This window comes from Bradyrhizobium sp. MI1.11 (genome assembly GCF_055811255.1).
In genome coordinates this window covers 107,015-127,117 of sequence record NZ_JBVVPM010000004.1, presented here as the reverse complement: position 1 = coordinate 127,117, position 20,103 = coordinate 107,015, and the positions used below count along the sequence as shown (strand labels likewise).

Sequence of the window (20,103 nt, the reverse complement as noted above, 5' to 3'; positions counted from 1 at the left end):
TCGACGGACGTTGGACATCAAACGATGGCAGTCAGCCCGTTCAAGTTCTTGCAGGAAGTGCGCTCGGAGACCGCCAAGGTCACCTGGCCGACCCGCCGCGAGACCACGATCACCACCATCATGGTGTTCGTGATGGTCGCCGTGGCCTCGATCTTCTTCTTCGCCGCCGACCAGATCATCCGCGTCCTCATCACCTTCCTTCTGGGCATTCACTGATGGCAACAGCAACGGCTCAATTGTCTGACAAGCGCTGGTACATCGTCCACGCCTATTCGAACTTCGAGAAGAAGGTCGCCGAATCGATCCGCGAGCAGGCCAAGCAGCGCGGGCTCGAGGAGCTGTTCGAGCTGGTGCTGGTCCCGACCGAGAAGGTCACGGAAGTGCGCCGCGGCCGCAAGATCGATGCCGAGCGCAAGTTTTTCCCGGGCTACGTGCTGGTGAAGATGAAGCTGACCGATGAGGCGTTCCATCTGATCAAGAACACGCCGAAGGTGACCGGCTTCCTCGGCGCGGAAAACAAGCCGATGCCGATCTCGGAAGCCGAGGCCATGCGCATTCTGCACCAGGTGCAGGAGGGCGTGGAGCGGCCGAAGGCGTCGGTGTCGTTCGAGATCGGCGAGAACGTGCGCGTGGCCGACGGCCCGTTTGCCTCGTTCTCGGGTGTGGTCGAGGAAATCGACGAGGCGCGCTCGCGCGTGAAGGTCGCGGTGTCGATCTTCGGCCGGGCCACGCCGGTCGAACTGGAATTCGGTCAGGTCGAGAAGGTCTGATCGGGTAGGCGTGAGGCTTCGGTCTCGCGCAACAAGAGGCCGTGGGAGGGAGAGGGCGGTTGCCAGCCGCATCCGACCCAGACCACGAACCTGAAACCGCCGGCCGAGGCCGGCCCAACAGGAGTGATACATGGCAAAGAAAGTGACCGGATACCTGAAGCTTCAGGTCCCGGCCGGTGCGGCGAATCCTTCGCCCCCGATCGGTCCCGCGCTCGGTCAGCGCGGTCTCAACATCATGGAGTTCTGCAAGGCGTTCAACGCCCAGACCCAGAAGGAAGAGAAGAATACCCCCATTCCCGTCGTGATCACGATCTACGCCGATCGTTCGTTCACGTTCGAGATGAAGACGCCGCCGATGTCCTTCTTCCTGAAGCAGGCTGCCAAGATCCAGTCCGGCTCCAAGGCGCCGGGCCGTGACAAGGCGGGTGCGGTGACCAAAGCGCAGGTGCGCGAAATCGCCGAGAAGAAGATGAAGGATCTCAATTGCGACTCGATCGAGTCGGCCATGAAGATGGTCGAGGGCTCTGCCCGTTCGATGGGTCTGGAAGTGGCGGGGTAAGGGCTCATGGCAATCGGAAAGCGTTTGAACAAAGCCCGCGAAGGTATTGATCGCGAAAAGCTTTACCCGCTCGCGGACGCCATCAAGATGGTCAAGGAACGCGCGAAAGCGAAGTTCGACGAGACCATCGAGGTCGCGATCAATCTCGGCGTCGATCCGCGTCACGCCGACCAGATGGTCCGCGGTGTCGTGACCCTGCCGAACGGCACCGGCCGTACGCTCCGCGTCGGCGTGTTCGCCCGCGGCGCCAAGGCCGACGAAGCCAAGGCTGCGGGTGCCGATGTCGTCGGCGCCGAGGACCTGGTCGAGAAGGTGCAGAACGGTACGATCGATTTCGACCGCTGTATCGCAACCCCCGACATGATGCCGCTGGTTGGCCGTCTCGGTAAGGTGCTCGGCCCGCGCGGCCTGATGCCGAATCCGAAGATCGGCACCGTGACCATGGACGTCACCGGCGCCGTGAAGGGCGCCAAGGGCGGCTCGGTCGAGTTCCGCGTGGAAAAGGCCGGCATCCTGCAGGCTGGCGTCGGCAAGGCCTCGTTCACCGAGGAAAAACTGGTCGAGAACATCAAGGCTCTCGCTGACGCTGTCTCCAAGGCCAAGCCGGCCGGTTCCAAGGGTACCTACATCCAGCGCGTTGCGGTGTCCTCGTCGATGGGCCCCGGCGTGAAGGTCGAGCCGGGCACCATTCTCGGCTAAGATTTGGAAACGACATGAGGCGAGGGGCGGAATTGGGCAACCGATTCCGCCCCTCGTCGTTTGTGACGGCGTTCACCGGAAACAAGAACAATGACTGACAAGGTCCTGATCTACTCGCGCTTTCCCAAGACGATGATGGCGCGCTTCGCCGAGCGGTTCGAGCTGCTCGACACCGGCGGCAAGCCGGCGCGGGAGATGTTTTCGGCCGATGAGCTCGGCGGCATCCGCGCGGTGCTCACCGCCGGCGGCACGCCGCTGGGCGCGGAGGCGATGGACCTGTTTCCGAAGCTCGGCGCCATCGTCTGCTACGGCACTGGCTATGACGGTGTTGACCTGAAGGCCGCTGCTGCCCGCAACGTCGCGGTCGGACATAGCCCGGGTGCCAATGCGGCCTCGGTCGCCGACATCGCGATGACCCTGATGCTCGCGACGACGCGGCGAATCCTGGTTGCCGACCAGTACGTCCGCAGCGGCAATTGGGCGGCGTCAAAGCCCTCGCCGATGATGCGCCCGCAGGCCGGGATGCCGGGCCGCCGCATCGGCGTCTACGGCATGGGCGAGATCGGCCGCAAGATCGCAGCGCGCTGCGCATCCTTCGAGAGCGAAATCGGCTATTTCAGCCGCAGCAAATACGAGCTGCCCTATCAATATTTCCCGACGCTAGAGGCGCTGGCCGACTGGTGCAGCGTGCTGATGATTGCGGTCCGGGCAGGAGCCGAGACCCAGCATGCCGTCAGCGCCGACATCCTCAAGCGACTCGGGGCGGACGGCTATGTCGTCAACATCTCCCGCGGCTCGGTGATCGACGAGAAAGCCCTGGTGGTGGCGCTCACCGAGAGGACGATCGCCGGCGCGGGTCTCGACGTGTACGACAAGGAACCGCACGCCCCGGACGCGCTGACGGCGCTGCCCAACGTCGTGTTCGCCCCCCATATCGGCGGCCACACCCTGGAATCGCACGTCGCCATGCAGAACTGCGTGCTGGCGAACCTGTCCGCGTTTTTCGAGGGCAAGCCACTGCCTTACGGGGTCAAATGAGCCTGAATCGGCCCTTGTCGGCCCGGGTCAAGCGCCTGCGGCAACGGATTGGAACTGGTGTGAATTTTGCTCTTGGCAAGCAGGCCCCGAGCGGTTAAAGAACCGCTTCCGGACGTGCCGGCCTCGGCTGGCGCGTTCGTGCACGCATTCCGAAAACAAGCGATGGAGATCATTCCTTTTCAGGGCGTCCGCGAGGATTTGCCGGAAAAGGAGGGAAACCCGTCGGGTGTGGGATGCGGGCAGAGGTCGGGCGGTTCGCCGGCTGACCTTGTCCTGTCCAAGACTGCAGGCGCCCGCGGGGAATTTCGATTTCTCAACGGCTTAATCGCATGGCCTGCATAGACGGGTGAAGACCGGATTTCACGTCGTGGCCACCTTAGGGTCGGTTGCGGAATGGGTTTGGTTCGGACCTCGACACGCCGTGGGCTCCAGCGAGCTCCCGGAGGGCAGGCTTTGAATTGTCGTCTTGCCCGGCGTGTCCGATGGGTTTGGCCCTGAGGTTCAGGTTTGGGCGGGACGATGGGTGCAACCCGGCGGTCCCGCTTTCGCGATGACCGCCAACCGGAAAGAGCTTGCTGTGGAACGAGCGGCAAAAAAGGAAGCGGTCGAACAGCTCAATGGGGTCTTCAAGACCACGAGCGTCGCGGTCGTTGCCCAATATTCCGGCCTGACCGTTGCCCAGATGCAGAAGCTGCGCTCGCAGATGAAGCAGGCTGGCGCCTCGGTGAAGGTCTCGAAGAACCGTCTCGCCAAAATTGCTCTTGAAGGCACTGACGTCGTTGCCATCGGCCCCATGCTGAAGGGACCGACCGTGATCGCCACCTCGGACGATCCGGTAGCGGCGCCAAAGGTCGCCGTCGAATTCGCCAAGGCGAACGAAAAGTTCGTCATCATTGGCGGTTCGATGGGAACGACCGTCCTGAATGTCGACGGCGTGAAGGCTCTTGCCTCGCTGCCGTCGCTTGACGAACTGCGCGCCAAGATCGTCGGCCTGCTTGTGGCCCCGGCGACCAAGATCGCTCAGCTCGCCAACGCGCCCGCGGGCAAGCTCGCGCGCGTCATCCAGGCTTATGCCTCAAAGGGCGAAGCGGCCTGACGCCCTTCGCAAAACTCAAACCCGAACCAGACTTACATTCAAGGAAACTGAACAATGGCTGACCTGCAGAAGATCGTTGACGACCTCTCGAGCCTCACCGTGCTCGAAGCTGCCGAACTCGCGAAGCTCCTCGAAGAGAAGTGGGGCGTTTCGGCTGCCGCGGCTGTCGCCGTGGCTGGCCCAGCTGGTGGTGGCGCCGCCGCCGCTCCGGCCGAAGAGAAGACCGAGTTCACGGTCGTTCTTGCCGCCGCCGGCGACAAGAAGATCGAGGTCATCAAGGAAGTCCGCGCCATCACCGGCCTGGGCCTGAAGGAAGCAAAGGACCTCGTCGAGGGCGCGCCGAAGCCTGTCAAGGAAGGCGTGAACAAGGACGAAGCCGAGAAGCTCAAGGCCCAGCTCGAGAAGGCTGGCGCGAAGGTCGAGCTCAAGTAAGCAGCGCTTACTGGCACGAGATCCCGGTCAGCATCATCGCAACCGGGATCTCGGTCCACTCCCTGAAAGGGTGGGCCAGATGCAAAAGGCGTGCGACGGAACGACCGGACGCAGGCCGAACACGAAAAAGTGTGGGGATTTGAGGGTTTGTCCCTCGAATCTGCACTAATGTCGCCCCATATCGGGTCGGCAGCACGAAAGCGCGGTGGGCAGGGATGCCGCATTCCCTGTAAGCCGTTGGGAGAGCAAGCTATTTCGGGCTTTTGCAGTCCGTGAAGAGGTTGGTTGTGACGGGCGGGCGCGCTCCTGCGCCCCGCGCGTCGTTTTGCGTTTTGAAGGTCTGAAGAACAGATTCAGGACATTCCTGCCTGAAACTGAGTCTCCGGCCCCGAAGACGGGTTCGAAAAATTCAACCCGGGGAGCGGCGGTCGCCGCGTTCCGGAGGGCGCGCCCAAATCGGGCGACGAAAATGAGAGGCCACGATGGCGCAGCAGACATTCACCGGTCGCAAACGCGTTCGCAAGTTCTTCGGACACATCAAGGAAGTGGCCGAGATGCCGAACCTCATCGAGGTTCAGAAGGCGTCCTATGACCAGTTCCTGATGGTCGACGAGCCCCAGGGCGGGCGGTCGGACGAGGGCTTGCAGGCGGTGTTCCGCTCGGTGTTCCCGATCTCCGACTTCTCGGGCACCTCGATGCTGGAATTCGTCCGCTACGAGTTCGAGCCGCCGAAATACGACGTCGACGAGTGCCGCCAGCGCGGCATGACCTTCGCGGCCCCCCTCAAGGTGACGCTGCGCCTCATCGTGTTCGATATCGACGAGGAAACCGGCGCGAAGTCGGTCAAGGACATCAAGGAGCAGGACGTCTATATGGGCGATATCCCGCTCATGACGATGAACGGCACCTTCATCGTCAACGGCACCGAGCGCGTCATCGTCTCGCAGATGCACCGTTCGCCGGGCGTGTTCTTCGATCACGACAAGGGCAAGACCCATTCGTCGGGCAAGCTGCTGTTCGCCGCCCGCGTGATCCCGTATCGCGGCTCCTGGCTCGACATCGAGTTCGACGCCAAGGACATCGTCTATGCGCGTATCGACCGTCGCCGCAAGCTTCCGGTGACGTCGCTGATGTTCGCGCTCGGTCTCGACGGCGAGGCGATCCTCAGCACCTTCTACAAGAAGATCCAGTACAAGCGGATCAAGGAAGGCTGGCGCGTTCCGTTCGACGCCAATCGTTTCCGCGGCTACTCGACCATCAACGACCTGATCGACGCCGATACCGGCAAGGTTGTGCTCGAAGCCGGCAAGAAGCTCACCGTGCGCGGTGCGCGTCAGATGCAGGAGAAGGGCCTGAAGGCGCTGCGTCTGTCGGATGCGGAGCTCGTCGGCAACTACATCGCCGAGGACCTCGTCAATCCCAAGACCGGCGAGATCCACGCGGAAGCCGGTGAAGAGATCACCGACAAGTCGATGAAGGCTCTCAACGAGCAGGGCTACAAGGAGCTGCCGCTGCTCGACATCGACCATGTCAATGTCGGCGCCTACATCCGCAACACGCTCTCGGCCGACAAGAACATGACGCGTGAGGACGCGCTGTTCGACATCTACCGCGTGATGCGTCCGGGCGAGCCGCCGACGCTGGATTCGGCGCAGGCGATGTTCCAGTCGCTGTTCTTCGACGCCGAGCGCTACGACCTCTCGGCGGTCGGCCGCGTCAAGATGAACATGCGCCTCGACCTCGATGCGCCCGACACCCAGCGCACGCTGCGCAAGGAAGACATCCTCTCCGTCATCAAGACGCTGGTGGATTTGCGCGACGGCAAGGGCGAGATCGACGACATCGACCATCTCGGCAACCGCCGCGTGCGTTCGGTCGGCGAGCTCATGGAGAACCAGTACCGCATCGGCTTGCTCCGCATGGAGCGCGCGATCAAGGAGCGCATGTCTTCGGTCGACATCGACACGGTCATGCCGCAGGACCTGATCAACGCCAAGCCGGCGGCCGCCGCCGTGCGCGAGTTCTTCGGCTCCTCGCAGCTCTCGCAGTTCATGGACCAGACCAACCCGCTGTCGGAGATCACCCACAAGCGCCGCCTGTCGGCACTTGGACCGGGCGGTCTGACCCGCGAGCGCGCCGGCTTCGAGGTGCGCGACGTGCATCCGACGCATTACGGCCGCATCTGCCCGATCGAGACGCCGGAAGGCCCGAACATCGGCCTGATCAACTCGCTCGCGACCTTCGCGCGCGTGAACAAGTACGGCTTCGTCGAGACGCCTTACCGCAAGGTCAAGGACGGCCGCGTCACCGACGAGGTCGTGTACCTCTCGGCGATGGAAGAGGGCCGCTACACGGTCGCGCAGGCCAACGTGCCGCTCGACCCGAAGGGCCGCTTCACCGAAGATCTCGTGGTCTGCCGTCACGCCGGCGAAGTCTTGCCGGTGACCCCGGACAAGGTCGACTACATGGACGTGTCGCCGAAGCAGCTCGTTTCGGTCGCGGCCGCGCTGATCCCGTTCCTCGAGAACGACGACGCCAACCGCGCGCTGATGGGCTCGAACATGCAGCGCCAGGCGGTGCCGCTGGTTCGCGCCGAAGCGCCGTTCGTCGGCACCGGCATGGAAGGCGTGGTTGCGCGTGACTCGGGTGCTGCGATCGCGGCGCGCCGTTCGGGCGTGATCGACCAGATCGACGCAACCCGCGTCGTGATCCGCGCCACCGAAGATCTCGATCCGACCAAGTCGGGCGTCGATATCTACCGGCTGATGAAGTACCAGCGCTCCAACCAGTCGACCTGCATCAACCAGCGTCCGCTGGTGAAGGTCGGCGACATCGTCAAGAAGGGCGACATCATCGCCGACGGTCCGTCGACCGATCTCGGCGAGCTCGCGCTCGGCCGGAACGTGCTCGTCGCGTTCATGCCGTGGAACGGCTACAACTTCGAGGACTCGATCCTGCTCTCCGAGCGGATCGTGAAGGAAGACGTGTTTACCTCAATTCATATCGAAGAATTCGAGGTGATGGCCCGCGACACCAAGCTCGGACCCGAGGAAATCACCCGCGACATTCCGAACGTCTCGGAAGAAGCGCTGAAGAACCTCGACGAAGCCGGCATCGTGTACATCGGCGCGGAAGTGCGCGCCGGCGACATCCTGGTCGGCAAGATCACGCCGAAGGGCGAAAGCCCGATGACGCCGGAGGAAAAGCTCCTGCGCGCCATCTTCGGCGAAAAGGCTTCCGACGTCCGCGACACCTCGCTGCGCGTTCCTCCGGGCGTGCAGGGCACCATCGTCGAAGTGCGCGTGTTCAACCGGCACGGCGTCGACAAGGACGAGCGTGCGCTGGCGATCGAGCGGGAAGAGATCGAGCGTCTGGCCAAGGACCGCGACGACGAGCAGGCGATCCTGGACCGCAACGTCTACAACCGCCTTGCTGAGCTGCTCGAAGGACGGCAGGGCATCGCCGGTCCGAAGGGCTTCAAGAAGGACACCAAGATCACCCGTGCGGTGCTCGAGGAGTACCCGAAGTCGCAGTGGTGGCTGTTCGCTTCGCCGAACGACAAGCTGATGGCCGAGATCGAGGCCATGCGGAAGCAGTACGACGAGTCGAAGAAGGGGCTTGAACAGCGCTTCCTCGACAAGGTCGAAAAGCTTCAGCGCGGTGACGAATTGCCGCCCGGTGTGATGAAGATGGTCAAGGTCTTCGTCGCGGTGAAGCGCAAGATCCAGCCCGGCGACAAGATGGCCGGCCGCCACGGCAACAAGGGCGTGGTGTCGAAGATCGTGCCGATCGAGGACATGCCGTTCCTCGAAGACGGTACGCATGCCGACATCGTGCTCAATCCGCTCGGCGTGCCCTCGCGCATGAACGTCGGACAGATCCTCGAGACCCATCTCGGCTGGGCATGTGCCGGCCTCGGCAAGCGTATCGGCCAGACGGTCGATGCCTATTTGTCGAAGCAGGACATCAGGCCGCTGAAGGAAACCTTGAAGAAGGTCTACGGCGAGGACGAGACGATCAAGTCGCTCAACGACAACGAGTTGATCGAGCTCGGCCACAATCTGAGCCGCGGCGTTCCGATCGCGACGCCGGTGTTCGACGGCGCCAAGGAAGCCGACATCGAGGAGATGCTGAAGCTTGCCGGTCTCGACGCTTCGGGCCAGTCGACCGTCTATGACGGCCGCACCGGCGATGCCTTCGACCGCAAGGTGACGGTGGGCTACATCTACATGCTCAAGCTGCACCATCTCGTCGACGACAAGATCCACGCGCGTTCGATCGGTCCGTACTCGCTCGTTACCCAGCAGCCGCTGGGCGGCAAGGCGCAGTTCGGCGGCCAGCGCTTCGGCGAAATGGAAGTGTGGGCGCTCGAGGCTTACGGCGCGGCGTACACGCTCCAGGAGATGCTGACCGTGAAGTCGGACGACGTCGCCGGCCGTACCAAGGTGTACGAGGCGATCGTGCGTGGCGACGACACCTTCGAGGCCGGTATTCCGGAATCGTTCAACGTGCTGGTCAAGGAAATGCGCTCGCTCGGCCTCAACGTCGACCTGCACAATTCCAAGGTCGGACCGGGGACGGCGGAAGCGGCCGAGTAAGACGACCCTCATGCCCGGCCTGAACGGCCGGGCATCGGTGCCCAGTCCTGGAGTCGCGAGGGCAGGGCGCCCCGCATAGTGATTTTCGAATTTGCTGCCGGAGGCGACCGGCACGCGAGGAGAAGACGATGAACCAAGAAATTATGAATCTCTTTAATCCGACGACGCCGGCTCAGGTCTTCGACCAGATCCGGATCTCGATCGCGAGCCCCGAGAAGATTCTGTCCTGGTCGTACGGCGAGATCAAGAAGCCGGAAACCATCAACTACCGTACCTTCAAGCCCGAGCGCGATGGCCTGTTCTGCGCCCGCATCTTTGGGCCCATCAAGGACTACGAGTGCTTGTGCGGCAAGTACAAGCGCATGAAGTACAAGGGCATCATCTGCGAGAAGTGCTCGGTCGAGGTCACGCTGTCGCGCGTCCGGCGCGAGCGCATGGGCCATATCGAGCTCGCAGCCCCCGTCGCCCACATCTGGTTCCTGAAGTCGCTGCCCTCGCGCATCGGCCTCCTGCTCGACATGACGTTGAAGGATCTCGAGCGGATCCTCTATTTCGAATATTACGTGGTGCTCGAGCCGGGCCTCACCGCGCTGAAGGACCGTCAGCTCTTGTCCGAAGACGAGTATCTGAAGGCGCAGGACGAATACGGCCAGGATTCCTTCACCGCCATGATCGGCGCGGAAGCGATCCGCGAGCTGCTCAAGGGCATGGATCTCGAGAAGCTCGAGCTGACCTTGCGCGCAGAGATGCAGGAGACCGACTCCGACATCAAGCACAAGAAGCTCGCCAAGCGCCTGAAGATCGTGGAAGCGTTCCGCCACTCCGGCAACAAGCCGGAATGGATGATCATGACCGTGGTCCCGGTGATTCCGCCGGACCTGCGTCCGCTGGTGCCGCTGGATGGCGGCCGCTTCGCGACCTCGGACCTCAACGACCTGTACCGCCGCGTCATCAACCGCAACAACCGCTTGAAGCGGCTGATGGAGCTGCGCGCGCCGGACATCATCATCCGCAACGAGAAGCGCATGCTTCAGGAGGCCGTCGACGCGCTGTTCGACAACGGCCGCCGCGGCCGCGTCATCACCGGCGCCAACAAGCGTCCGCTGAAGTCGCTCGCCGACATGCTCAAGGGCAAGCAGGGCCGGTTCCGTCAGAACCTGCTCGGCAAGCGCGTCGACTATTCGGGCCGTTCGGTGATCGTGGTCGGTCCCGAGCTGCGCCTGCATCAGTGCGGCCTGCCGAAGAAGATGGCGCTCGAGCTGTTCAAGCCGTTCATCTACTCGCGGCTTGACGCCAAGGGCCTGTCCACCACCGTGAAGCAGGCCAAGAAGCTGGTCGAGAAGGAGCGGCCCGAGGTCTGGGACATCCTGGACGAGGTCATCCGCGAGCATCCCGTGCTGCTCAACCGCGCACCGACGCTGCATCGCCTCGGCATCCAGGCGTTCGAGCCCGTGCTGATCGAGGGCAAGGCGATCCAGCTCCACCCGCTGGTCTGCGCCGCGTTCAACGCCGACTTCGACGGCGACCAGATGGCCGTGCACGTCCCGCTGTCGCTCGAAGCGCAGCTGGAAGCGCGCGTCCTGATGATGTCGACCAACAACATCCTGCATCCGGCGAACGGCCAGCCGATCATCGTGCCGTCGCAGGACATCGTGCTCGGTCTCTACTACGTCTCCATCATGCGCGAAGGCCTGCCCGGCGAGGGCAAGATCTTCGGCGAGATGGCGGAGCTCGAGCACGCGCTGCACGCGAAGGTCATCCACCTCCACACCAAGATCAAGTACCGGTGGGAAGGCATCGACGAGACCGGCAAGATCTCCAAGCGCTGGATCGAGACCACCGCTGGCCGCGTCATGCTGGGCAATTTGCTGCCGAAGAACCCGCGCGTTCCGTACGAGATCATCAACAAGCTGATGACCAAGCGCGAGATCTCCGGCGTCATCGACCAGGTCTACCGCCACTGCGGTCAGAAGGAGACGGTGATCTTCTGCGACCGCATCATGGCGCTCGGCTTCTACAACGCGTTCAAGGCCGGCATCTCGTTCGGCAAGGACGACATGGTCGTGCCGCACTCCAAGTGGAAGATCGTCGACACCACACGTACGCTGGCGAAGGATTTCGAGCAGCAGTACAACGACGGTCTGATCACCCATGGCGAGAAGTACAACAAGGTCGTCGACGCCTGGTCGAAGGCCACGGAAGAAATCGCCAAGGCGATGATGAAGGAGATTTCCTCGACCAAGAAGACGGCGAGCGGGGCGGATGCCGACATCAACTCGATCTACATGATGGCTCACTCCGGTGCCCGCGGTTCGCCGGCCCAGATGCGCCAGCTCGCCGGCATGCGCGGCCTGATGGCCAAGCCGTCTGGCGAGATCATCGAGACGCCGATCATCTCGAACTTCAAGGAAGGCCTCTCGGTGCTCGAGTACTTCAACTCGACCCACGGCGCCCGCAAGGGCCTCGCGGACACCGCGTTGAAGACTGCGAACTCCGGCTACCTGACCCGTCGTCTCGTCGACGTCGCGCAGGATTGCATCATCACGCAGGACGATTGCGGCACCAAGCTCGGCATCAAGATGCGCGCCATCGTCGATGCCGGCACCGTGGTCGCTTCGCTCGGCTCGCGCATCCTCGGACGCACGGCCTGCGAAGACGTGCGTGACAGCACGGGCAAGGTGATCTTCAAGCGCGGTACGCTGATGGAAGAGAGCCATCTGGATGCCATTCATCAGGGCGGCGTCCAGGAGGTGAAGATCCGCTCGGCGCTGACCTGCGAGCTCGTCAACGGCATCTGCGGCAAGTGCTACGGCCGCGATCTCGCTCGCGGCACGCCGGTCAACCACGGCGAAGCGGTCGGGGTCATCGCGGCCCAGTCGATCGGCGAGCCGGGCACCCAGCTCACCATGCGTACCTTCCACATCGGCGGTGCGGCGCAGCTGAACGAGCAATCTTTCGTCGAATCCAACTTCGACGGCAAGATCGTGATCAGGAATAAGGCCATCGCCCGCAACAGCGACGGCCACCTGGTTGCGATGGTTCGCAACATGGTGATCGCGATCGTCGATGCCGACGGCACCGAGCGTGCGACGCACCGTATTCAGTACGGTTCGCGCCTGCACGTCGACGAGGGCGACATGGTCAAGCGCGGCCAGCGTATCGTCGAATGGGATCCCTACACCCGTCCGCTCCTCACCGAGGTCGAAGGCACCATCGGCTTCGAGGATCTGGTCGAGGGACAGTCGATCTCGGAAACGCTCGACGAGGCCACCGGTATTGCCAAGCGCGTGGTCATCGACTGGCGCTCGATGCGCGGCGGCGGGGACCTGCGTCCCGCCATCGTGATCAAGGGCAAGGACGGCAAGGTGCTCAAGCTCGCCCGTGGCGGCGATGCTCGCTACATGCTGTCGGTCGACGGCATTCTGTCGGTCGATGTCGGAGCCAAGGTCCAGGCGGGCGACATTCTCGCCCGTGTCTCGACCGAAAGCGCCAAGACGCGCGACATCACCGGCGGTCTGCCGCGGGTGGCGGAACTGTTCGAGGCTCGGCGTCCGAAGGATGCGGCGATCATCGCCGAAATCGCGGGCACCATCCGGTTTGGGCGCGACTACAAGAACAAGCGTCGCATCTCGATCGAGCCGATGGACAAGACCGACGAGGCGCGCGAGTACCTGATCCCGAAGGGCAAGCACATCCACCTTCAGGACGGCGACGTCGTCGAAAAGGGCGACTTCATCGTGGAAGGCAACCCGGCGCCGCACGACATTCTGGCGGTCAAGGGCATCGAGGAACTCGCGGCCTATCTGGTCAACGAGATCCAGGAGGTCTACCGGCTCCAGGGCGTGCTCATCAACGACAAGCACATCGAGGTGATCGTCCGGCAGATGCTCCAGAAGGTGGAAGTCACCGACCAGGGCGACACGGACATGATCTCGGGTGAGCAGATCGACAAGATCGAGTTCGACCAGATCAACGCGAAGGCCAAGGAAGAGGGCAAGAAGATCGCCACGGGGACGCCGGTTCTGCTCGGCATCACCAAGGCCAGCCTTCAGACCCGCTCCTTCTTCTCGGCGGCCTCGTTCCAGGAGACCACCCGCGTCCTCACGGAAGCGGCGGTCAACGGCAAGGTCGATCCGCTCGAAGGCCTCAAGGAGAACGTCATCGTCGGTCGGCTGATTCCGGCAGGCACCGGCGCCTCCATGGCGAAGATCCGCGAAGTCGCGGTGAAGCGCGACAAGATGATCCTCGACGAGCGCGAGAAGCAGGCGGCCGTCGTGCCGCCGGCGCCGGAAGTGGAGCCGATGGCGCTGCCACCTGCGGAATGATCATTCATCCGTAGGAATACCGAGGACACTGAAAAGGCCGGCGCAAGCCGGCCTTTTTGCTGCTTTGTTTCCCTTTTGCGGTGCAGGATCAACCTTTGTTCATCTTTCCTTCAGGCGCAAAAGCGCTTCTGCTAGGAGAGCTTAGACCGGTGGTCCCGTGAAAGGGGCGGGCCGGAGACCACGGAATTCTCATGCTTGATCTCGCAATCGTAGGCGGCGGCCCCGGTGGGCTGATGAGCGCTTGGTATTTGAAGCGCAAGCTCGGCGACCTCTGCCGCGTCACCATCTACGAGGCATCCGACCGGCTCGGCGGCAAGATCGTCACGCGCAAATTCGATTCCGCGCCCGCGATGTACGAGGCCGGCGTTGCCGAGATCTACGACTACTCGATGACCGGGCCGGATCCGTTGCGCGAGTTGATCCAGCATTTCGGCTTGCAGACCATTCCGATGGATGCCGAGCAGGTGCAGTTCGGCGGCGAGCTCCTCAACGACGTCGCGGGCATGCGTCGCAAATATGGTGCCAAGACCGCGGCTGCGATTGAGGCGTTCCGTAAGCGCTGCGCCGAGGCGATGACGCCGATCGAGTATTACGAGGGCGTCGGCGCGCACGACAACGAGAATCCCTGGGCCTACAAGACCGCCGAACAGGTGCTCGACGAGGAGGTCGAGGACGAGACCGCAAAACGATTCTTCAAGGTGATGGCGCGTTCGGACCTCGCGACCGAGAGCCACAACACCAACGGTCTCAACGCGCTCAAGAACTACCTGATGGATGTCGACGGCTATATCGGCCTCTATTCCATCCAGAACGGTAACGAGCAGCTCATCGAGTGCCTCCAGTCGGAGGTCAATGCCGACATCCAGCTCAATCACCGAATCCTCACGGTCGGCAAGGCGCCGACCGGTCGCTATCAACTCAAGATGATGAACGGCAAGGGGCCAGAGACGCGCGACTTCGACCTTGTGCTGGTCTGTCTGCCGCATTCCTGGCTCGGAACCGTCGGCTGGGAGGGCGAACAGCTCCGCAAGTCGATGGTCAAGCACGTCTCGTACTTCGACCGTCCTGCGCACTATTTGCGGGTCTCGATTCTGTTCGGCACGCCGTTCTGGGGCGACAAGATCGCCGGCGCCTGGTTCATGTCGGAGGCCTTTGGCGGTTGCTGCGTCTATAACGAGGGCGCGCGCCATGATGTGGGCAAGCACGGCGTGCTGAACTGGCTGATTCCGGGCTCCGACGCGCTGGCGTTCGCGAATCTCTCCGACCAGGAGCTGATCGATGCCGCGCTGAAATCGCTGCCGGCATCGCTCGGCGATGCACGCGCGCATTTCATGGAAGGCAAGATCCACCGCTGGTTGTCGTCAGTGAACGCGATTCCGGGCGGCTTGCCCGTGCGCGACGTCATGACCAATCACCGCCCCGAGCCGAAGGAACATCCCGGAATCGTGGTGGTCGGCGACTATCTGTTCGACTCGACGCTGAACGGCCTGCTCGATTCCTCGGACGCGGCGACTGACATCATCTTGACCGAGATGATGCGCCTGCGCCGCGAGCGTTCGCAGGACGACAAGCCGCTCTCGGACAAGATCGATCGCGATTATTTTGACAATTATCGCGGCCAGGGTCCTTACAGCGAAGTGTGGCAACACTTCACCGATCCCGACTATCTCACAAAACTGATCGGCATCGTCTGGGGCAAAACCAAAGGCACGAAGCTCTTGATCGCGGGCTCGGCCAGCGGCGAGCTTGTCGGCGCGCTGCGTGACCGCGGTATCGATGCCTTCGGCATCGAGAACAACCGCACCATTCACGCCAGAACGCCGAAGGCGCTGAAGAAGTACAACAAGCTCGGTTCGATCACCGCCATGCCGTTCAAAGACGGTGCGTTCGACTTCGTGTTCGAGACCAGCCTCTGCCATGTTTCCCCGAAGCAGGTGGTCCGTGCGATCAGGGAGCTGAACCGTGTGGTCAAGACCGGGCTCGTGTTCGGCTCGATCACCTCGGACATGGCGCCGGCACTGATCGACCGCTACGACCTTCTGCGCGGCGTCAAGAAGCTCGGCACCTGGTGGGAATGGTCCGAACTGTTCTTCGGCAACGGCTTCGAGCTGTCGATGCACCGCAAGGACTGCACCGACGCGCTCTGGGAGACGACGCTCGCCGCCAACAAGGGCCCGGGCCAGTGGTACGCCGACGCCGATTCGTTGCGCTATTCCTTTTTCGACAAGGTCGAGGACGAGGAAGACGACTAGCCGCCTGAAGCGGACGCCTTCGCCAATTGTTTTGCCGAATTCATCCTGATCGCATAGAATCGATGCAATAGCGGTTTCCGCTATTTCCTTCTTTCTCTGCGGTCATGCCGGCCGTCAGCATCGGTTGGTTTCATGGCGTCCAAGCCCCTCCCGCCCGACAAACAGAAGCTCGCCGCGGAAGAGGCGGCCGAGCTCGACGATAAGCTCGTCCCTATCGCCAAGCCGGACCTCGAAGACGACGAGGACGATGAAGACGAGGAGGATGGCGGGCTGGAGCTCGATGACGACGATGAGGACGAGGATCTCGTCGTCTTTACCGCGCGCGAGGCCGCCGGCGCGCTCGCGACTATCCTGGGCTTCGTCAAACCCTTCCTGGTCAATTACAAGCAGATGCTGTCCTTCGTGGCGTTTGGCGTCTTCGTCGAGACGCTATTCAACGTCATCATGCCGCTCAGCCTGAAGTACCTGATCGACGACGCGCTCGGCGAGGAGGATTTCCAGGCGCTGTACAAGATCCTCGGCGTGCTCGCGGTCGCGGGCATCTTCACCTCGATCGTCGCGGTCTGGTACGAGCGCTGGGATGCGCGGCTCGCGGCGTGCATCATCTCCGACGTCCGCAAACGGCTGTTCGAGCACGTCCAGGACCTGCCGGCGGCCTATTTCGGCCGCACCAAGCGCGGCGAGATCCTGTCGCGCTTCTCCGTTGACCTCGCGGCCTTCGAGGGCTCGGTCAAGACCTTCGCCAACAGCGCGGCATTGCCGTTCCTGGAGTTGATCGCGGGAATCATCCTCATGGTGTTCCTGAACTGGCAGCTCGCGGCGGTTGCGCTGCTGGTGTTCCCGATCACGCTGATCGGTCCCCGTATGCTCACGCCAAAGGCTGTTCAGGCGAATTACGAGCAGAAGCTCAATGAGTCCGCGCTGCTCGGGATGGTGCAGGAGAACGTGGCGGCGCAGGCCGTGATCAAGGCGTTCAGCCTGCAACGCCGGATGTTCGGCTTCTTCAAATTTCGCAACGACGAGACGCGAAACAGGATGGCCTCGGCGGCGTTCCTGTCGACCATGGTAGAGCGGACGGTCACCATCTCGGTGCTGCTCTTGCATCTCGTCGTGCTCGCGATCGGCGCATATCTGGCGACAAAGGGTCAGATCACCATCGGCACCTTCGTCACCTTCGAGAGCGCGTTCTGGGAGGTGTCCTACAACATCGCCCATGTGATGCACTTCATCCCCGTGTCGATCTCCTCGGCAGCCGCGATTCGTCACATGCAGGAGCTGCTCGACGAGCCCACGCGCAGCGCCGATCGTGCCGGCGCGCCCGATCTGCCCCGCATCACCAACGACATCACCTTCGACCACGTGACGTTCCAGTACGAAGGCAGCCAGACGCCGGTGCTGGACAATCTCAGCCTCAAGCTCAATGTCGGCAAGCGCATTGCCGTCGTCGGTCCCTCGGGCTCCGGCAAAAGCACGCTGCTGAATCTGATCCTGCGGCTCTATGTGCCGGACGAGGGGCGGGTCACCATCGACGGCGTCGACGTCCGCAAGGTGACGCTGGATTCGCTGCGCCGGAGCATGGCGGTGGTGTTCCAGGAGAACATGCTGTTCAACATGTCGATCCGGGAGAACATACGGCTCGGCAAGGAGGGCGCGACCGACGAGGAGGTGGAGGAGGCGGCCAAGAAGGCCGAGATCCACCGCTACATCATGAGCCTGCCGCAGCGATATGACACGCCGGTGGGCGAGCGCGGCGATACCTTGTCGGGCGGCCAGCGCCAGCGCATTGCGATCGCGCGGGCGGTCATCCGTAATCCTTCCGTGCTGCTGCTGGACGAAGCCACTTCGGCGCTCGACCAGACTACGGAAGCCGCAATCAACCGCACGCTGCTGAAGGTTGCCAAGGGCCGCACCATGATCTGGTCGACCCACCGCCTGACCTCGGTGGTCGAGATGGACGAGATCATCGTGATTTCAGGGGGCAGGGCGATCGAGCGCGGCTCGCATGCCGAGCTGCTCGCCAAGAACGGCACCTATCGCAAGCTGTGGAACGACCAGATCCATCAACCGCATGGCGCGCCGGCTCACGTCGACGAGGACAGCGAGGATGAAGACGACCTCGACGAGGACGATGAGGAGGAGTGACCGAGGAAGTTCGGCTCCAGATCGAAGGCTCCTCCAAGCGGCCGCAATAGCCCCTGAACCGACCAGGCAATGAAGCGTGCCCAGCGCTGCGCCGTCCAATAGGGGCTCGTCGCAATCGAGACCGAGCGGAAGTCGAACGCCTTCGCCGCCGACCAATCGTCGCACGCCCGCTTGACCGGATCTGCGTAGAAGGTGGCGATCTTGCTTGTGTCCATGCCGTCGGAGGCCAGCCACTGCGGGATGTAGAGGTTGCAGAGCCGCTCGACGTCGGTGAAGACCTTGTCGCAGCCGGTGCCGGCGGCAGGGCAGGAGGTCGAGAAGGCATCGCCCACCAGCACGAGGCCGGGTTGGCCGCTGGCATCGTTCACATAGAGATCGACCGGGCGGATTTTCAGCTCACCGGGAATGTCGAATCGTCCGGTGATGCGCTTGAGCCGTGGCAGCGCGGCGTTCAACGTCTCGGCGGGCGCGCGGCGCAGCTCAACCAGCCAGGGATCGTCGAAGCTGCGGTAGACGAACAGATTGGCGCGCATCCGCGTCCCGATCGGAAAAAGCGTGAGATAGGGGATGCGGTCGCTCGGCCGTTCCGAGAAATAGGTCAGCGCCGGGAAGTCGAACGAGTCCCGTCCCGCGGGCACCACGTCGAACCCGATCGAAATCGAATGGCAGGCACTGACGACTTTTCGGGCGATTCCCAGCTGGTGGCGCAGGCCGACATTGAGTCCGTTGGCGAGCACGACCAGTCGGGCGGAGACCATCTCGTCGTTGGACAGAGTGACCTTCTGCCGCTCCGTACTTGTCTCGACCGAGACGGCCTTGGCGCAGACGCGCTCGACACCGGCAGGAATTTCGTCGCGGACAGCGTTGACGAGGGAATCGTAGAGGATGTTGAACTGCCGGCTTGGCGCCTTGTCGAGAAGGCGGCCAAAGCGCGCGATCCAGTTCTCACCCACAAAGGTCGCGCGGCGCAGCACCGATTCGGCGATTCCCGTCTGCAAGAATCGCCCGACCTGCACGTGGCCGCTGAGTTTTTCGACTCGAAAGTCCGCAGAATAGCTCTCATGCGGATCGATCAGGATGGTCGAAATGCCGCTACGGCCGAGCATCGCGGCGGCGGTCGAGCCGGACAATCCCCCGCCGATAATGGCAATGTCGGTGTACCGCATGGTGCCAATCCCTGCCCAAGGCGGTACATTGGCGCCCCAACAGGAAAGAAAGCCTTAGCCAAAGGTCATAAAAGTATATTTAACCCGGGTATAAATTGGATTCGAGGTGGCGGAACGCGCTCTTCATTTCCATGTCGCGAAGGCGCAGCGAGCGGCCCAGGAAGCGATTTCGGCAGGCGCGGGAAGCGCTTCTGACTGACGTTTCGCCTTGACTTGACCGACTCCCACTTATAGAACCCCCTCACTTAACGACAGGCGGTGAGCATCGCCAACGTCGGAACGGGCCACCTGTTTGATCCCCTGGGATCACCAAGACAGGCACCAACCTCGACGAATGCCGCTCAAACGCTGTCGATCATAGCTAGGCAATGCCAGTGCGATTTTAGGTCTCGTGAGCATGTTCTCTCGAGATCGAATTCGGATGCATGACCTCGGTGCGCGGGCCGCAGCTTCAAGCTGACCGGTTCAACTACTGCGGTCCTCTGTGGCGTCGAAGCGCTTTCCGCCCGTTAATGGGTGGTTGGCGCGATTTCGCTTTGTGCGGATTGTTCCGCGCAAGGTGGCCTCGTCGGGCGGGTAGCTCGAAAGAATTTGCGGACCCGGTGACGGGCCGCGGCAGAACACAAAGGGTAATGCCAGGATGCCGACGATCAACCAGCTGATCGCTCAACCGCGGGAAGTGCAGAAGTCGCGCAAGAAGGTGCCGGCGCTGCAGCAGTCGCCGCAGAAGCGCGGTGTTTGCACGCGCGTTTACACCACGACCCCGAAGAAGCCGAACTCGGCGCTTCGTAAGGTTGCCAAGGTGCGCCTGACCAACGGCTTCGAGGTGATCGGCTACATCCCCGGTGAGGGCCATAACCTCCAGGAGCACTCGGTGGTCATGATCCGCGGCGGTCGCGTCAAGGACTTGCCCGGCGTGCGCTACCACATCCTCCGCGGCGTCCTGGATACCCAGGGCGTCAAGAACCGTAAGCAGCGCCGTTCGAAGTACGGCGCCAAGCGTCCGAAGTAAGCGGGAACCAGGTC

General features: G+C 62.8%; 13 protein-coding genes. 12 read left to right on the top strand and 1 reads right to left on the bottom strand.

Annotation, left to right across the window (positions count from 1 at the left end):
- Window positions 1–24: 24 nt before the first annotated feature.
- The 11 genes from secE (at window position 25) to AC0L30_RS05710 (ending at window position 17,911) form a co-directional block, all read left to right on the top strand.
- A complete protein-coding gene (gene secE / locus AC0L30_RS05760; RefSeq protein ID WP_007602984.1) occupies window positions 25–216 on the top strand; it encodes a preprotein translocase subunit SecE in 192 nt (63 codons plus the stop codon).
- Window positions 216–770, top strand: coding sequence for a transcription termination/antitermination protein NusG (gene nusG, locus AC0L30_RS05755; RefSeq protein WP_007602985.1), 555 nt, complete (start codon window positions 216–218; stop codon window positions 768–770). The genes secE and nusG overlap by 1 nt, the downstream gene beginning before the upstream one ends.
- A 130-nt stretch (window positions 771–900) precedes the next feature.
- The gene (gene rplK / locus AC0L30_RS05750) at window positions 901–1,329 is read left to right on the top strand and encodes a 50S ribosomal protein L11 (protein WP_007602986.1); all 429 of its coding nucleotides are present in this window, start codon (window positions 901–903) and stop codon (window positions 1,327–1,329) included.
- 6 nt (window positions 1,330–1,335) lie between these two features.
- Window positions 1,336–2,028 carry a 50S ribosomal protein L1 gene (rplA, locus tag AC0L30_RS05745; protein ID WP_007602988.1) on the top strand — a complete coding sequence of 231 codons (693 nt, stop codon included), beginning with the start codon at window positions 1,336–1,338 and terminating at the stop codon, window positions 2,026–2,028.
- Between the two features lie 90 nt (window positions 2,029–2,118).
- The gene (locus AC0L30_RS05740) at window positions 2,119–3,066 is read left to right on the top strand and encodes a 2-hydroxyacid dehydrogenase (protein ID WP_473403959.1); all 948 of its coding nucleotides are present in this window, start codon (window positions 2,119–2,121) and stop codon (window positions 3,064–3,066) included.
- 577 nt (window positions 3,067–3,643) lie between these two features.
- Window positions 3,644–4,162 (top strand): 50S ribosomal protein L10, encoded by a 519-nt coding sequence (gene rplJ / locus AC0L30_RS05735; RefSeq protein WP_027567495.1) that lies wholly within the window; start codon window positions 3,644–3,646, stop codon window positions 4,160–4,162.
- A gap of 54 nt (window positions 4,163–4,216) precedes the next feature.
- Window positions 4,217–4,594 (top strand): 50S ribosomal protein L7/L12, encoded by a 378-nt coding sequence (gene rplL / locus AC0L30_RS05730; RefSeq protein WP_007602994.1) that lies wholly within the window; start codon window positions 4,217–4,219, stop codon window positions 4,592–4,594.
- Between the two features lie 482 nt (window positions 4,595–5,076).
- Window positions 5,077–9,192 (top strand): DNA-directed RNA polymerase subunit beta, encoded by a 4,116-nt coding sequence (gene rpoB / locus AC0L30_RS05725; RefSeq protein WP_007602996.1) that lies wholly within the window; start codon window positions 5,077–5,079, stop codon window positions 9,190–9,192.
- A 128-nt stretch (window positions 9,193–9,320) separates the two neighbouring features.
- A complete protein-coding gene (gene rpoC / locus AC0L30_RS05720; RefSeq protein WP_007602997.1) occupies window positions 9,321–13,517 on the top strand; it encodes a DNA-directed RNA polymerase subunit beta' in 4,197 nt (1,398 codons plus the stop codon).
- Between the two features lie 191 nt (window positions 13,518–13,708).
- Complete coding sequence (locus AC0L30_RS05715; RefSeq protein WP_473403958.1) at window positions 13,709–15,769, top strand: FAD-dependent oxidoreductase; 2,061 nt, start codon at window positions 13,709–13,711, stop codon at window positions 15,767–15,769.
- Window positions 15,770–15,901: 132 nt separating this feature from the next.
- The gene (locus AC0L30_RS05710) at window positions 15,902–17,911 is read left to right on the top strand and encodes an ABC transporter ATP-binding protein (protein WP_473403957.1); all 2,010 of its coding nucleotides are present in this window, start codon (window positions 15,902–15,904) and stop codon (window positions 17,909–17,911) included.
- On the opposite strand, the gene AC0L30_RS05705 is transcribed toward AC0L30_RS05710, so the two are convergent.
- A complete protein-coding gene (locus tag AC0L30_RS05705; protein WP_473403956.1) occupies window positions 17,851–19,077 on the bottom strand; it encodes an FAD-dependent oxidoreductase in 1,227 nt (408 codons plus the stop codon). The genes AC0L30_RS05710 and AC0L30_RS05705 overlap by 61 nt on opposite strands.
- A 640-nt stretch (window positions 19,078–19,717) precedes the next feature.
- Here AC0L30_RS05705 and rpsL point away from each other — a divergent pair.
- Window positions 19,718–20,089: a 30S ribosomal protein S12 gene (gene rpsL, locus AC0L30_RS05700; protein WP_007603006.1), complete on the top strand. Its 372-nt coding sequence runs from the start codon at window positions 19,718–19,720 to the stop codon at window positions 20,087–20,089.
- The last annotated feature ends 14 nt before the right edge of the window (window positions 20,090–20,103 follow it).

Excerpts from the sequence above, each read along its gene's own strand:
- secE (WP_007602984.1), top strand. The coding sequence starts at position 25 with ATGGCAGTCAGCCCGTTCAAGTTCTTGCAGGAAGTGCGCTCGGAGACC.
- nusG (WP_007602985.1), top strand. The coding sequence starts at position 216 with ATGGCAACAGCAACGGCTCAATTGTCTGACAAGCGCTGGTACATCGTC.
- rplK (WP_007602986.1), top strand. The coding sequence starts at position 901 with ATGGCAAAGAAAGTGACCGGATACCTGAAGCTTCAGGTCCCGGCCGGT.
- rplA (WP_007602988.1), top strand. The coding sequence starts at position 1,336 with ATGGCAATCGGAAAGCGTTTGAACAAAGCCCGCGAAGGTATTGATCGC.
- AC0L30_RS05740 (WP_473403959.1), top strand. The coding sequence starts at position 2,119 with ATGACTGACAAGGTCCTGATCTACTCGCGCTTTCCCAAGACGATGATG.
- rplL (WP_007602994.1), top strand. The coding sequence starts at position 4,217 with ATGGCTGACCTGCAGAAGATCGTTGACGACCTCTCGAGCCTCACCGTG.
- rpoB (WP_007602996.1), top strand. The coding sequence starts at position 5,077 with ATGGCGCAGCAGACATTCACCGGTCGCAAACGCGTTCGCAAGTTCTTC.
- rpoC (WP_007602997.1), top strand. The coding sequence starts at position 9,321 with ATGAACCAAGAAATTATGAATCTCTTTAATCCGACGACGCCGGCTCAG.
- AC0L30_RS05715 (WP_473403958.1), top strand. The coding sequence starts at position 13,709 with ATGCTTGATCTCGCAATCGTAGGCGGCGGCCCCGGTGGGCTGATGAGC.
- AC0L30_RS05710 (WP_473403957.1), top strand. The coding sequence starts at position 15,902 with ATGGCGTCCAAGCCCCTCCCGCCCGACAAACAGAAGCTCGCCGCGGAA.
- AC0L30_RS05705 (WP_473403956.1), bottom strand. The coding sequence starts at position 19,077 with ATGCGGTACACCGACATTGCCATTATCGGCGGGGGATTGTCCGGCTCG.
- rpsL (WP_007603006.1), top strand. The coding sequence starts at position 19,718 with ATGCCGACGATCAACCAGCTGATCGCTCAACCGCGGGAAGTGCAGAAG.